Here is a 12,482-nt window from a genome sequence, read left to right as displayed (position 1 = left end):
CAGTTCGCCGGGGAGCGCGTGACACCCCGCCCGCCCTCATGTGTTGGGCGGCGTCTCATCCGGGAAGATCTTCGTGACGATCTTCCCGCTCTTCGTGAGATAGCCGTGCAGCATGCCCGGGCTGCTGTGCGGCGCGTCGAACTCTCCGTTCGGCGCGAGTGCGATCACACCGCCGTCGCCGCCGAGCTTCGGCAGCCGCTTGACGATCACTTCGTACGCGGCGGACGCGACGTCGGCGCCCTTGAACTCCACGAGGTGGGAGATCGTCGACGTGGCGGCGCCCCGGATGAACACCTCACCGGCACCGGTGGCGCTCGCGGCGACCGTGCTGTTCTTCGCGTACGTCCCCGAGCCGATCAGCGGTGAGTCACCGACGCGGCCGGGCAGTTTGTTGGTCATGCCGCCGGTCGAGGTGGCCGCCGCCAGGTCGCGCCGCTTGTCGACGGCGACCGCGCCGACCGTGCCCTTGGACTGCGCGTCGGCGACGGCGGCGGGCGAGTCGGCGGCACGACCGCCGCCCTTGGCGCCTGCGGAGCCCCGGGGGCCCTCGGCGTCCGTAGAGCCCCGGGCGCCCTTCAGGTTCTTGCCGGTGACGCCCCCGCCGCCTCGCTCCGCCTCCTTGGCCGCCATCAGGGCGTCCCAGCGGGCCTGCGTCCAGTAGTAGTCCTGGGTGACGGTCCTCAGGCCGTGCCGGGCGCCGAAGTCGTCGGCGCCCTCGCCCGCGAGCAGCACGTGCGGGGACTTGTCCATGACCGCGCGGGCGCCCGCGATGGGGTTGCGCAGGCTCTTCACGCCCGCCACCGCGCCCGCCTTCAGGTCCGAGCCGCGCATGATCGACGCGTCCAGCTCATGGCCGGCGTCCGCGGTGAACACGGCCCCCTTGCCCGCGTTGAACAGCGGGTCGTCCTCCAACTCGACCACGGCTGCCTGCACGGCGTCCGCGCTCGAACCGCTCTTGTCGAGGACCTTCTGCCCGGCCCGCAGGGCGCTGCGGAGCCCGTCCCGGTAGGCCTTCTCGCGCTCCGGGCTCGTCTTGTCCCGATCGAGCGCGGTCCCGGCACCGCCGTGCACGGCCAGGACCACGTCCCGCGCGTCGGGCTTGCCCTTCCCTGCGGGGCGCTCCCCGTGCGCGGCGGGAACGGATCGGCCGTCGGGCTCCCGGCCGTCTCCCTGGGGGACGACCACCGCGGTCACGGTGACCGCGGCGGCCGTGGCGAGGACGGGAATCAACCAGGTCAGGGGGCGTCTGCGCATCGGCACTCCTCGGCAGAGGGAACGCGGGCATGCCACGGTAATGGCATGACCATGGCGCCTGCCAGAGCGCCCCCTCCGCCCCGTCCCCCACCACCTGTCACACGCCCCGCGCCCCCCCATGGCCCGCCCCCGAACCGCAGGCCCCGCCGCCCGTCAGCGGATCGGCAGCCCCGACAGCGTGCGGGCGATGACCAGACGCTGGATCTCGCTCGTGCCCTCGAAGATCGTGTAGATCGCGGCGTCCCGGTGCATGCGCTCCACCGGGTACTCCCGGGTGAAGCCGTTGCCGCCGAGGATCTGGATCGCCTGGGCGGTGACCTTCTTCGCGGTCTCGCTCGCGAACAGCTTGGACATCGAGCCCTCGGCCGACTCGAACTTCTTGCCCGTGGTGGCCATCCAGGACGCCCGCCACACCAGGAGCCGGGCCGCGTCGATCTGCGTCCGCATGTCGGCCAACTGGAAGGCCACGCCCTGGTTGTCGATGATCGGGCGGCCGAACTGCGTACGCGTCTTGGCGTACTCCAACGCCTCCTCGTACGCGGCGCGGGCCGTGCCCACCGCCATCGCGCCGACCGCCGGGCGGGACGCCTCGAACGTCGCCATGGCGGCGTTCTTCAGCCGCTCCCCGTCCTTGCCCGCGCTCTTCGCGCGCTCACGCGCGCGTGCCAGGCGCTCGTCCAGCTTGTCCTTGCCGCCGAGCAGACAGGAGCCGGGGACGCGCACGTCCTCCAGGACGACCTCGGCGGTGTGCGAGGCGCGGATGCCGTGCTTCTTGAACTTCTGGCCCTGGGAGAGGCCCGGGGTGTTCGGCGGCACGATGAAGGACGCGTGCCCCTTGGAGCCGAGTTCGGGGTCGACCACCGCGACGACCACGTGGACGCCCGCGATGCCGCCGTTGGTCGCCCAGGTCTTGGTGCCGCTCAGGACCCACTCGTCCTTGGCCTCGTCGTACACCGCGCGGGTGCGCATGGACGCGACGTCGGAGCCCGCGTCCGGCTCGGAGGAGCAGAAGGCGGCGACCTTCACGTCGTTCACGTCGCCGTACATCTGCGGGATCCAGGTGCCGATCTGCTCCTCGGTGCCGTTGGCGAGGACGCCGACGGCCGCGAGGCCGGTGCCGACGATGGAGAGGGCGATGCCCGCGTCGCCCCAGAAGAGCTCCTCCATCGCCATGGGTATGCCGAGGCCGGTGGGGTCGAAGAACTGCTGGGCGTAGAAGTCCAGGGAGTAGATGCCGACCTTCGCCGCCTCCTGGATCACCGGCCAGGGCGTCTCCTCGCGCTCGTCCCACTCGGCGGCCGCGGGGCGGATCACGTCGGCGGCGAACCCGTGGAGCCAGTCCCGGACCTCCTTCTGCTCGTCACTCAGCTCCATGGTGAACTCGGCCATGACCCCTCCAGGACTGCGGAACCCTGCTACGTTACTTCCGGTAACTGGAGTGTGTTACCGGCCGGTAGCCGATGTCAACTCCCGGCAGCCCGTTCGATGCGCACCCTCCCGCGAGTGTTACGTTGCGCGTGCGTCAGGCATTTCGCACGGCGCGTGCGTCAGGCAATCGCACGGGCGGAGAGACACCCCATGGAGACCACCCAGCGGACCGATCAGCAGCGGTCCGCCGAGCAACGGCGACGCGAGCTTCTGGAGGCGGCCGACCGCGTCGTGCTCCGTGACGGACCCGGCGCCTCGATGAACGCCATCGCCGCCGAGGCGGGCATCACCAAGCCCATCCTGTACCGGCACTTCGGCGACAAGGGCGGACTGTACGCGGCCCTCGCCAAGCGGCACACCGACGCCCTGCTCGACTCGCTGCGCGCGGCACTCGACGCCCCCGCCGAGCGCCGGGAGCGGGTGGAGGCGACGCTCGACACCTACCTCGCGGCGATCGAGGCCCGCCCGCAGGTCTATCGCTTCCTGATGCACCCCTCGGAGGCGGGCACGACCGGCGACCAGGGCGGCTTCGACGTCGGCCTGCACTCCGCCCCGCTCCTTCGCCGCCTCGGCGAGGAGCTGGCCGAGGTCATCGAGGAGCGGGTCGACCTCGGCCCGGAGAGCGGCCGCCTCGCCCGGGTCTGGGGCCACGGCATCGTCGGCATGATGCACGCGGCCGGCGACTGGTGGCTCGGCGAACGGCCCTGCTCGCGCGCCGAGTTGGTGGGCAGCCTGGCCGACCTGCTGTGGGGCCGGCTCGCGGCGGCGGGCAACCGCATGGGCGGGCCCGGCTTCTGAGGGCTCGCGGGACGGCCTTCGCGGAGCTTCCTGGACGGCGGTGACCGCCGTTCAGGCCGCGGTTCAGGCCGTGGGGACCGCGGCTTTGGCGCCGTTCGCCCAGGGAGCCCTCGCCGCCTGGCGCAGCACCCGGCGGCGGCGCCACCCGGTGACGTGATCGGTGTACACCCCGCCCTCCAGGTGGTCGTACTCGTGCTGCAGGCAGCGCGCGAAGAACCCGGTGCCGTGCACCCGCACCGCGTCCCCGCGCATCGTGACGCCCTCCAGGACGGCGTGGTCGAAGCGCGGGGTCGCTGCCTCCAGGCCCGGCAGCGACAGACACCCTTCCGGCCCCCGGACGCTCACCCCGTCCACATCGACCAGGCGCGGGTTCACCAGGTGCCCGAGGTGGCGCACGTCCTCGTCGTCGGGGCAGTCGTAGACGAACACCCTGAGGCCGACGCCGATCTGATTCGCGGCCAGGCCGACGCCCCTGGCCGCGTACATCGTGGCGAACATGTCCTCGACGAGCGCGGCCAGTCGGGGACCGAAGTCGGTCACCTCCGCGCCGGGGGTGTGCAGCACGGGGTCACCGAGCAGGGTCAGGGGTCGTACGCGCCCTGAGGCGCCCGGGATCGAGCCGTGTCGCATGGCGGCAAGAGTACGGTCCAGGGGAGAGCAGCAGCGTGAGCAGGTGGTGTGATTCGGGCTTGTCTGCCGATCTCGATAGGCTGGCCCGACACGATGCCGGGCAGGCGCGGCGCCGTACGCAAGGAGGATCACGAGAGATGGCAGGACACCCTGGCAGTGCAGACCCGCTGTCGCCGCGGGCCAAGCTGGCCGTGACGGCGGGCAAGGCGGCCGCGGCGGTGTCGCGCGCGGCGGGCCGCGGCAGCGGATCGGTGATCGGCGGCAAGGTGGCCCTCCGGCTGGACCCGGAGCTCCTCGGACGGCTCGCCACGCACCTGGACGTGGTGCTCGTCTCGGCCACCAACGGCAAGACCACCACGACGCGGCTGATCGCCGAGGCCCTGCGCGCCAGCGGCCCGGTCGTCTCCAACGCCCTCGGCGCCAACATGCCTGCCGGGATCACCTCCGCGCTCGCGGGCGGCTCCGACGCGCGGTTCGGCGTGATCGAGGTCGACGAGAAGTACCTGGCGGGCGTCGCCCGTGACGTCGACCCCAAGGCGATCGCGCTCCTGAACCTCTCCCGCGACCAGCTCGACCGCGCCGGTGAGACCCGCATGCTCGCCGAGAAGTGGCGCGAGGGCCTGGCCGGATCCAAGGCCGTCGTCATCGCCAACGCCGACGACCCGCTGGTCGTCTGGGCCGCCTCCTCCTCGCCGAACGTGGTGTGGGTGGCCGCGGGCCAGGAGTGGAAGGACGACGCCTGGTCCTGCCCGGCGTGCGGCGGCGTCATGCAGCGCCCCGGCGACGACTGGTTCTGCGGCGAGTGCGGCTTCCGCCGTCCCGCGCCGAGCTGGGCCCTCTCCGGTGACTACGTCCTCGACCCGCACGGCTCCGCCTGGCCCATCCACCTCCAGCTCCCCGGCCGGGCGAACAAGGCCAACGCCGCCTCGTCGGCCGCCGTCGCCGCCGTCTTCGGCGTGCCCCCGCAGGTCGCCCTGGAGCGGATGTACCAGGTGCAGGCCGTCGCGGGCCGCTACGACGTCGTCCAGTTCCAGGGCCGCGACCTGCGCCTGCTGCTCGCGAAGAACCCGGCGGGCTGGCTCGAAACGTTTTCGCTGATCGACCCGGCCCCCGCCCCGGTGGTCCTGTCGGTGAACGCCCGCGGCGCCGACGGCACGGACACCTCCTGGCTGTGGGACGTCGACTACACCCGCCTCGCCGGGCGCCCGATCTTCGTGCTCGGCGACCGCAAGCTGGACCTGGCCGTCCGGCTCGAGGTCGCGGGCCTGGACTTCCGCGTCTGCGAGACGCTCGACGAGGCCGTGCAGCTCGCGCCGCCCGGACGCATCGAGACGATCGCGAACTACACCGCGTTCCAGGACCTGCGCCGCCGCGTAGGCAACTGACGCCCCGGACCCCCCGCACTTCGAGAGCTTCGTAGGGACCAATGAGCATGAGCGACAACAGCCTGCGTCTGGTGTGGGTCTACCCGGACCTGCTGAGCACGTACGGCGACCAGGGCAACGCCCTCGTCGTCGAGCGCCGCGCCCGCCAGCGCGGCCTCCAGGTCGAGCGGTACGACGTCCGCAGCGACCAGCCGGTGCCCACCTCCGGCGACATCTACCTGATCGGCGGCGGTGAGGACCGCCCGCAGCGGCTGGCCTCCGAGCGGCTGCGCCGCGACGGCGGACTGCAGCGGGCCGTGGGCAACGGCGCCATCGTCTTCTCGGTGTGCGCGGGCTACCAGATCCTCGGCAACGAGTTCATCAACGACCTCGGCCAGCGCGAGCCCGGCCTCGGCCTGCTCGACGTGGTCTCCACCCGCGGCGAGGGCGAGCGCTGCGTCGGCGACGTGCTCGGCGACATCGACCCGCAGCTGGGCCTGCCCGAGCTGACCGGCTTCGAGAACCACCAGGGCATCACGCACATCGGCCCGGGCTCGCGCCCCTTCGCCCGCGTCCGCCTCGGCAAGGGCAACGGCACCGGGGACGGCACGGAGGGCGCGTACAACGGCACCGTCTTCGGCACGTACATGCACGGCCCCGTGCTCGCCCGCAACCCCCTCATCGCGGACCTGCTCCTGAAGCTGGCCCTGGACGTGAACGCGCTGCCGCCGACGGACGACCGCTGGTACGAGGCGCTGCGCTCGGAGCGGATCAGCGCGGCGCAGCAGCCGGCCTAGCGCATCCGCGGGGGAAGGCAGCCCGTCGTGGGGGTCCCCCTGCTCCTCAGGAGCTCGGGGGAGATCGAGGACGGGCGCGCAGCGCGATCGGCGGGAGCCGGGGGCACGTCCAGCACTCGGACGGGCGAGGGGAACCGCCCCCCGGCCCCGGTAGGGTGGCGACGTTCCAGCCGGACGACGGGGTCCGGTCACCGACCCACGTAGCAAAGGTATTCCGTGCTATGCGCATTGGTGTCCTGACCTCCGGCGGCGACTGCCCCGGCCTGAACGCCGTCATCCGGTCCGTCGTCCACCGCGCCGTCGTCGACCACGGCGACGAGGTCATCGGCTTCCACGACGGCTGGCGGGGCCTGCTCGAATGCGACTACCGCAAGCTCGATCTGGACGCGGTCGGCGGCATCCTGGCCCGCGGCGGCACGATCCTCGGCTCCTCCCGGGTGCAGCCCGCCCATCTGCGTGACGGCGTCGAACGCGCCAAGGGCCACCTCGTCGACCTCGGCCTCGACGCGGTCATCCCGATCGGCGGCGAGGGCACGCTGAAGGCGGCCCGACTGCTCTCCGACGCGGGCCTGCCCATCGTCGGCGTGCCGAAGACCATCGACAACGACATCGCCGTCACCGACGTGACGTTCGGCTTCGACACGGCCGTCGGGGTCGCCACCGAGGCCCTCGACCGCCTGAAGACCACCGCCGAGTCGCACCAGCGCGTCCTGATCGTCGAGGTCATGGGCCGGCACACCGGCTGGATCGCGCTGCACTCCGGCATGGCGGCCGGCGCCCACGCCATCGTCGTGCCCGAGCGGCCCTTCGACATCGAGGAGTTGGCGGAGAAGGTCGGCGAGCGGTTCGAGGCGGGCAAGAAGTTCGCGATCGTCGTGGCCGCCGAGGGCGCCAAACCCCGCGAGGGCAGCATGGAGTTCGACGAGGGCGTCAAGGACGTCTACGGCCACGAGCGGTTCGCGGGCATCGCCCGGCAGCTCTCCATCGAACTGGAGCAGCGCCTCGGCAAGGAGGCCCGCCCGGTGATCCTCGGCCATGTGCAGCGCGGCGGCACCCCCACCGCGTACGACCGCGTGCTCGCCACCCGCTTCGGCTGGCACGCCGTGGAGGCCGTGCACCGCGGCGAGTTCGGCCGGATGACGGCGCTGCGCGGCACGGACATCGTGACGGTGCCGCTCGCCGAGGCCGTCGAGACGCTGAAGACCGTGCCCGACGAGCGGTACGAGGAAGCGGAGTGCGTGCTCTGAGCCAGTAGTCCGCGTTTCACGTACTCGCCCCCGGTCGCAAGCGCGGCCGGGGGCGGTTCTACTCTGGTGCGGACACACAGCGCACAATCTGCACGAAACAGGAGCCAGCGGATGGATCACAGCGGGCACGGCATGCATGGCATGAACATGGATCTGCCGCCGTTCACGCTGGGGCGAGGCCTGGAACCCTCGGCCGACCCCTTCTTCCTCATCGGCTGCCTGGTGGCCCTCGCCCTCTACGGGTGGGGCGTCGTCCGTCTGGTGCGACGCGGCGACAAGTGGCCGGTGGGCCGCACCGTCTCGTTCGTCGTCGGCGTCCTGACCATTCTGCTTGTAATGTGCACCAAGCTGAACGACTACGGCATGGTCCTGTTCAGCGTGCACATGGTGCAGCACATGATCATCAGCATGCTCTCGCCGATCCTGCTGCTCCTCGGCGCCCCGATCACGCTGGCGCTCCGGGCCCTGCCGGTCGCGGGCCGCGGCCGCAAGGGCCCGCGCGAGCTGCTGCTCGCCCTGCTGCACAGCCGCTACGTACGGATCATCACGCACCCCGCGTTCACGATCCCGCTGTTCATCGCGAGCCTGTACGCGCTGTACTTCACGCCGCTCTTCGACACCTTGATGGGCTCCAAGGCCGGGCACATCGGCATGATGGTGCACTTCCTCGCCGTCGGCCTGGTGTTCTTCTGGCCGATCATGGGCGTGGACCCGGGCCCGCACCGGCCGGGCTATCTGATGCGGATGCTGGAGCTCTTCGCGGGCATGCCGTTCCACGCGTTCTTCGGCATCGCCCTGATGATGGCATCCGAGCCCATGATCGACACGTACAAGAACCCCCCGGCCTCGCTGGGCGTCGACGCGCTCGCCGACCAGAACGCGGCGGGCGGCATCGCCTGGGCGTTCAGCGAGATCCCCTCGGTGCTCGTACTGATCGCCCTGCTCTTCCAGTGGTACCGCTCCGACCAGCGCGAAGGCCGCCGCAAGGACCGCGCCGCCGACCGCGACGGGGACAAGGAGCTGGAGGAGTACAACGCCTATCTGGCGTCACTGGCGGCACGCGGACGCTAGCGGCCGGGTGGCATCGCGGGTGAGGATGGACTCAGGCCACGGTTCGGCGCCCGGGTCACCGGACGCCCGACCTGCGTTTGAGGAGGCAGGGCGATGCCTGGTTCTACGAAGACGATGGGCGCTTTCACCATCGGAGGGCTCGTGATGGTGACCGCGTACACGGTGGCGCTCGGGAGCAACGGCTGGCTGTGGTTCGGCTGGGTCGTGCTCGGGCTGCTCACCGTGGCGATGGTGTTCTCCCGGCCCACGTGAGCCGGGCGCGCGTCCGGGCGCGCGTCCGGGCGTGCGCGCGCCGGGGCCGTCCCGCTCAGAAGCCGGACGGCAGGTTCCGCTCAGAAGCGGAACACGTACCCCGTCGACGCCTCCATCTCGCACGCGTTGCCGTACGTCTTCCTCCAGTCGACCGGCCGCCCCTGGAACGTGCCGGTCGCGCCGACGGTGACCGGGGCGTACTCCTTGGTGCAGATCCGGTACTCCCGCGGCAGCGCGTCGAAATCGCCGCCCACGCGGTCGAGATCCGCGCAGGCCTCCTTGGCGAAGGGGTGGTATCCGGACGGCTCGGGCGCACAGGACAGCAGCACACCGCGGATCCAGGTGTTCGCGTCGCCCGACACGGTCAGGAAGACAGCGTGCTCGCCGGGCGGGGTCCCGTCGGTGGACAGGGCCGCCGACGGCACAGCGGTCACGGCGCCCGCGGCGAGCGCGAGCAGGGCGGCCGAGGCGACGGTGAGCGAGCGCATGGGACCTCCGGGAGGCAACGACGGACGCCGGTCACGGACAGTGGCGTCAGGAACGTCGGGCACCGGCCAGGGCACCCCGCGATGCCGCGCGCGGCAAGCCACCGCGCCGGTCGCTCCCCCGTACGGGTCGAGCGCCTCCCTCGTACGGATTCACGTCCGGGACCCTGCGCCCACGATCCACAAGACCCGAACGGGCTCTCGCGCATGCGCCCGCGATTGACTACTGTGCGTCGGCACCACCCCCGGGGGAAGGCGGCACGCGCATGTTCTACCTACTGCTCAAGTACGTGCTCCTCGGGCCGCTGCTCCGATTGATGTTCCGCCCCAGAATCGAAGGGCTGGAGCACATTCCGGAGCACGGTGCGGCCATCGTCGCCGGGAACCACCTGTCGTTCTCCGACCACTTCCTGATGCCCGCCATCATCAAGCGGCGCATCACGTTCCTGGCCAAGGCCGAGTACTTCACCGGGCCCGGCATCAAGGGACGGCTCACCGCCGCGTTCTTCCGCAGCGCCGGACAGATCCCGGTGGACCGCTCCGGCAAGGAGGCCGGCCAGGCCGCGATCCGCGAGGGCCTCGGCGTGCTGCGCAAGGGCGAGCTCCTCGGCATCTACCCGGAGGGCACCCGCTCGCACGACGGCCGCCTGTACAAGGGCAAGGTCGGCGTCGCCGCGATGGCGCTCAAGGCGCAGGTCCCGGTGATCCCCTGCGCGATGATCGGCACCTTCGAGGCGCAGCCGCCCGGCAAGGTCGTACCGCGCTTCCGACGCGTGACGATCCGCTTCGGCGAGCCCCTCGAATTCTCCCGCTACGCGGGCATGGACGGCGAGAAGGCGGTCCTGCGCGCGGTCACGGACGAGCTGATGTACGCGATCCTCGGTCTGTCCGGGCAGGAGTACGTGGACAAGTACGCGGCCGTGGTCAAGGCGGAGGAGGCCGAGGCGAGGGCCGCGGAGGGAGCGCGGGCGGTGGGGGGCCGGAAGTTCCCGCGGATGCCGCTGAGCTGAGGGGCGGCCGGCTCAGCCAAGGGTCTCGGCGTCTGCTGAGGCGGGCGCCTGGCTGAGGCGGGCGATTGGCTGAGGCGGGCGATTGGCTGACCGCAGGGCCCGTGGGCGTGGGGCCGCCCTCTCCCTCGGCTCCGGCGTACCGTCCGGCGACCCGGAGCTGAAGCTCGTCGTGGCCCCGGACCTGCCGGCGCACGAGGAGCTGTTCTTCAATGCGGCACGGCTGGACCGCTCGCTGGCGCGGCGGACGGCGGACGGCGGACTACTGGGAGATCGCCCAGCCGAGGCTGGAAACGATCTCCCAGTAGCACCACTGACTGCCCACCACTGACTGCCGACTACTGACTACTGACTACTGCCTTCTGGCTACGGCTTGGGCGTGGCGTGCGGGGTGCACGTCACGTCGCGGCTGTCGAGCTTGCCGGTGAGCAGGTAGTTGTCGACGCGCTGGTTGAGGCACGGGTTCTCGAGGTTGGTGATGCCGTGCGAACCGGCGTCCTTCTCCGTGATCAGACGCGAGCCCTTGAGCCGCTTGTGCAGCTCGACCCCGCCCGGGTACGGCGTAGCGGCGTCACGGGTGGCCTGGGCGATCAGCGTGGGCGGCAGGCCCTTGCCGGTCTTCACCTCGACGGGCTTGTGCTGCTTGCTGGGCCAGGTGGCGCAGGGCAGGTTCATCCAGGCGTTGGCCCAGGTCATGAACGGGTGGTCCTTGTGGATGCGGGTGTTGTCCCGGTCCCACTTCTTCCAGCTGGTGGGCCACTTGGCGTCGGCGCACTCGACGGCGGTGTAGACGGCGTTGCCGTTCTCCGACGCCTTGTTGCCGGCGATGTCGGACAGGTCGGGGCTCGCGGCCTCGATCAGCGGCTTCGTGTCACCGGCGACGTACTTGCTCCAGTTGGTGGCGATGGAGACCCAGGTGGAGTCGTAGTAGGGCGCGCTCTGGAAGTACGAGACGAGCTCGGCCGGGCCGACGACGCCGCCCAGCGGGTCCTTCTTGGCGGTGGCGCGGAGCTTGGTCCACTGCGCCTGCACCTTCTCGACGGTGTCGCCGAGGTGGAAGGTGGCGTCGTACTTGGCGACCCAGGTCATCCAGTCCTTGAGCCGGATCTCGAAGGCGACGTCCTGGTCGAGGTTGGCCTCGTACCAGATCTTCTTCGTCGAGGGGTTCACGACCGAGTCGAAGACCATGCGGCGCACGTGGGACGGGTAGAGCGTGGCGTAGACGGCGCCGAGGTAGGTGCCGTAGGACACGCCCAGGAAGTTGAGCTTCTTCTCACCGAGCGCGGCGCGGATGACGTCCAGATCACGGGCGGTGTTGGGCGTCGTCATGTGCGGCAGCATCCAGCCGCTGCGCTCCTTGCACCCTTGCGCGTACTCGGCGGCGAGCTTGCGCTGGGCGCGCTTGTCGGCCTCGGAGTCCGGGACCGGGTCGAGCTTGGGCGCCTTCACGAACTCCTGCGGGTCGACGCAGGAGATGGGGGTGGAGTGGCCGACGCCACGGGGCTCGAAGCCGACGAAGTCGTAGGCCTTGGCGGTCTTCTCCCACAGCTTGTTCTTGCTGGTCACGCGGGTGGGGAAGCGCAGGCCCGAGGCGCCGGGGCCGCCGGGGTTGTAGAGCAGCGCGCCCTGGCGCTCCTTCTTGCTCCCGGTGTTGCCGATGCGGTCGACGGCGAGCTTGATCTGCTTGCCGTTGGGCTTGGCGTAGTCCAGCGGCACGGTGACCCAGCCGCACTGGATGGGCTTGGCGATGCCCCAGTCCTTGGGACAGTCCTTCCAGGAGATGCCCTTCTTGGCGGCGCGCCGAGCAGCGATGGCGGCGCCGACGGCCTCCCGGTCCTTGGCGGCCGCGGCCTCGGCCCGGCCCTGCCCGGCCCGGACGTCGGCGCTCGCGGACGGCGCGGCGAGCGCCCCCGCTATCAGCGTCGCCGCGACGAGTGTGCCCGCAGAACCGAACGTCACCGTCCGTCTGGTCCGCGTGGTCATCGGGGTACGACTCAAGTGGGGCCTCCCGCACATCGATTCGGTCGTTCGCTCGGTACGGGGATACTTCCGTCTGCATGGTCCCTGACAACAGACGTGTTGGACGTTTTTTACCAATCCGATAAACGGATTGGTTTGTACCGGTGAGCGGCAAGCGTGGTCACCGAGG

Annotated in this window: 12 protein-coding genes; 7 read left to right on the top strand and 5 right to left on the bottom strand. The window is 71.2% G+C overall.

Going from position 1 to position 12,482, the window contains the following annotated elements:
- Positions 1-36: 36 nt before the first annotated feature.
- Positions 37-1,254, bottom strand: a complete 1,218-nt coding sequence (locus QUY26_RS35285) for an isoaspartyl peptidase/L-asparaginase family protein (protein ID WP_289953929.1) — start codon at positions 1,252-1,254, stop codon at positions 37-39.
- A 153-nt stretch (positions 1,255-1,407) separates the two neighbouring features.
- Positions 1,408-2,643 carry an acyl-CoA dehydrogenase family protein gene (locus QUY26_RS35280; protein WP_289953928.1) on the bottom strand — a complete coding sequence of 412 codons (1,236 nt, stop codon included), beginning with the start codon at positions 2,641-2,643 and terminating at the stop codon, positions 1,408-1,410.
- Positions 2,644-2,832: 189 nt separating this feature from the next.
- On the opposite strand from QUY26_RS35280, the gene QUY26_RS35275 reads away from it, so the two are divergent.
- On the top strand, positions 2,833-3,480 hold the full coding sequence (locus QUY26_RS35275) for a TetR family transcriptional regulator (protein WP_289953926.1): 648 nt from the start codon (positions 2,833-2,835) through the stop codon (positions 3,478-3,480).
- A 63-nt stretch (positions 3,481-3,543) separates the two neighbouring features.
- Here QUY26_RS35275 and def read toward each other — a convergent pair whose 3' ends face one another.
- Positions 3,544-4,110: a peptide deformylase gene (def, locus tag QUY26_RS35270; protein ID WP_289953922.1), complete on the bottom strand. Its 567-nt coding sequence runs from the start codon at positions 4,108-4,110 to the stop codon at positions 3,544-3,546.
- A 137-nt stretch (positions 4,111-4,247) separates the two neighbouring features.
- On the opposite strand from def, the gene QUY26_RS35265 reads away from it, so the two are divergent.
- From QUY26_RS35265 to QUY26_RS35245, 5 genes are all read left to right on the top strand, one after another.
- A complete protein-coding gene (locus QUY26_RS35265; RefSeq protein ID WP_030362405.1) occupies positions 4,248-5,495 on the top strand; it encodes a Mur ligase family protein in 1,248 nt (415 codons plus the stop codon).
- 47 nt (positions 5,496-5,542) lie between these two features.
- Complete coding sequence (locus tag QUY26_RS35260; RefSeq protein ID WP_289953918.1) at positions 5,543-6,271, top strand: type 1 glutamine amidotransferase; 729 nt, start codon at positions 5,543-5,545, stop codon at positions 6,269-6,271.
- A gap of 221 nt (positions 6,272-6,492) precedes the next feature.
- A complete protein-coding gene (locus QUY26_RS35255) occupies positions 6,493-7,518 on the top strand; it encodes a 6-phosphofructokinase (protein ID WP_289953916.1) in 1,026 nt (341 codons plus the stop codon).
- A gap of 111 nt (positions 7,519-7,629) precedes the next feature.
- Positions 7,630-8,589, top strand: coding sequence for a cytochrome c oxidase assembly protein (locus QUY26_RS35250; protein ID WP_289953913.1), 960 nt, complete (start codon positions 7,630-7,632; stop codon positions 8,587-8,589).
- A gap of 93 nt (positions 8,590-8,682) precedes the next feature.
- Positions 8,683-8,841: a hypothetical protein gene (locus QUY26_RS35245; RefSeq protein WP_033264647.1), complete on the top strand. Its 159-nt coding sequence runs from the start codon at positions 8,683-8,685 to the stop codon at positions 8,839-8,841.
- Between the two features lie 80 nt (positions 8,842-8,921).
- On the opposite strand, the gene QUY26_RS35240 is transcribed toward QUY26_RS35245, so the two are convergent.
- The gene (locus QUY26_RS35240; protein ID WP_289953908.1) at positions 8,922-9,329 is read right to left on the bottom strand and encodes a subtilase-type protease inhibitor; all 408 of its coding nucleotides are present in this window, start codon (positions 9,327-9,329) and stop codon (positions 8,922-8,924) included.
- 263 nt (positions 9,330-9,592) lie between these two features.
- Here QUY26_RS35240 and QUY26_RS35235 point away from each other — a divergent pair, with 263 nt between their 5' ends.
- Positions 9,593-10,336: a lysophospholipid acyltransferase family protein gene (locus tag QUY26_RS35235; RefSeq protein WP_289953907.1), complete on the top strand. Its 744-nt coding sequence runs from the start codon at positions 9,593-9,595 to the stop codon at positions 10,334-10,336.
- A 363-nt stretch (positions 10,337-10,699) separates the two neighbouring features.
- Here the strand turns inward: QUY26_RS35235 and QUY26_RS35230 are convergent, their stop codons facing one another.
- Positions 10,700-12,316, bottom strand: a complete 1,617-nt coding sequence (locus tag QUY26_RS35230; protein WP_289953905.1) for an alpha/beta hydrolase — start codon at positions 12,314-12,316, stop codon at positions 10,700-10,702.
- Positions 12,317-12,482 lie beyond the last annotated feature (166 nt).

Origin of the sequence: Streptomyces flavofungini (assembly GCF_030388665.1) — a bacterium.
Lineage (GTDB): Bacteria > Actinomycetota > Actinomycetes > Streptomycetales > Streptomycetaceae > Streptomyces > Streptomyces flavofungini_A.
Note: the sequence above shows the minus strand (reverse complement) of the source record. Positions and strands in the feature narration are given on the sequence as shown.

Excerpts from the sequence above, each read along its gene's own strand:
- QUY26_RS35285 (WP_289953929.1), bottom strand. The coding sequence starts at position 1,254 with ATGCGCAGACGCCCCCTGACCTGGTTGATTCCCGTCCTCGCCACGGCC.
- QUY26_RS35280 (WP_289953928.1), bottom strand. The coding sequence starts at position 2,643 with ATGGCCGAGTTCACCATGGAGCTGAGTGACGAGCAGAAGGAGGTCCGG.
- QUY26_RS35275 (WP_289953926.1), top strand. The coding sequence starts at position 2,833 with ATGGAGACCACCCAGCGGACCGATCAGCAGCGGTCCGCCGAGCAACGG.
- def (WP_289953922.1), bottom strand. The coding sequence starts at position 4,110 with ATGCGACACGGCTCGATCCCGGGCGCCTCAGGGCGCGTACGACCCCTG.
- QUY26_RS35265 (WP_030362405.1), top strand. The coding sequence starts at position 4,248 with ATGGCAGGACACCCTGGCAGTGCAGACCCGCTGTCGCCGCGGGCCAAG.
- QUY26_RS35260 (WP_289953918.1), top strand. The coding sequence starts at position 5,543 with ATGAGCGACAACAGCCTGCGTCTGGTGTGGGTCTACCCGGACCTGCTG.
- QUY26_RS35255 (WP_289953916.1), top strand. The coding sequence starts at position 6,493 with ATGCGCATTGGTGTCCTGACCTCCGGCGGCGACTGCCCCGGCCTGAAC.
- QUY26_RS35250 (WP_289953913.1), top strand. The coding sequence starts at position 7,630 with ATGGATCACAGCGGGCACGGCATGCATGGCATGAACATGGATCTGCCG.
- QUY26_RS35245 (WP_033264647.1), top strand. The coding sequence starts at position 8,683 with ATGCCTGGTTCTACGAAGACGATGGGCGCTTTCACCATCGGAGGGCTC.
- QUY26_RS35240 (WP_289953908.1), bottom strand. The coding sequence starts at position 9,329 with ATGCGCTCGCTCACCGTCGCCTCGGCCGCCCTGCTCGCGCTCGCCGCG.
- QUY26_RS35235 (WP_289953907.1), top strand. The coding sequence starts at position 9,593 with ATGTTCTACCTACTGCTCAAGTACGTGCTCCTCGGGCCGCTGCTCCGA.
- QUY26_RS35230 (WP_289953905.1), bottom strand. The coding sequence starts at position 12,316 with ATGACCACGCGGACCAGACGGACGGTGACGTTCGGTTCTGCGGGCACA.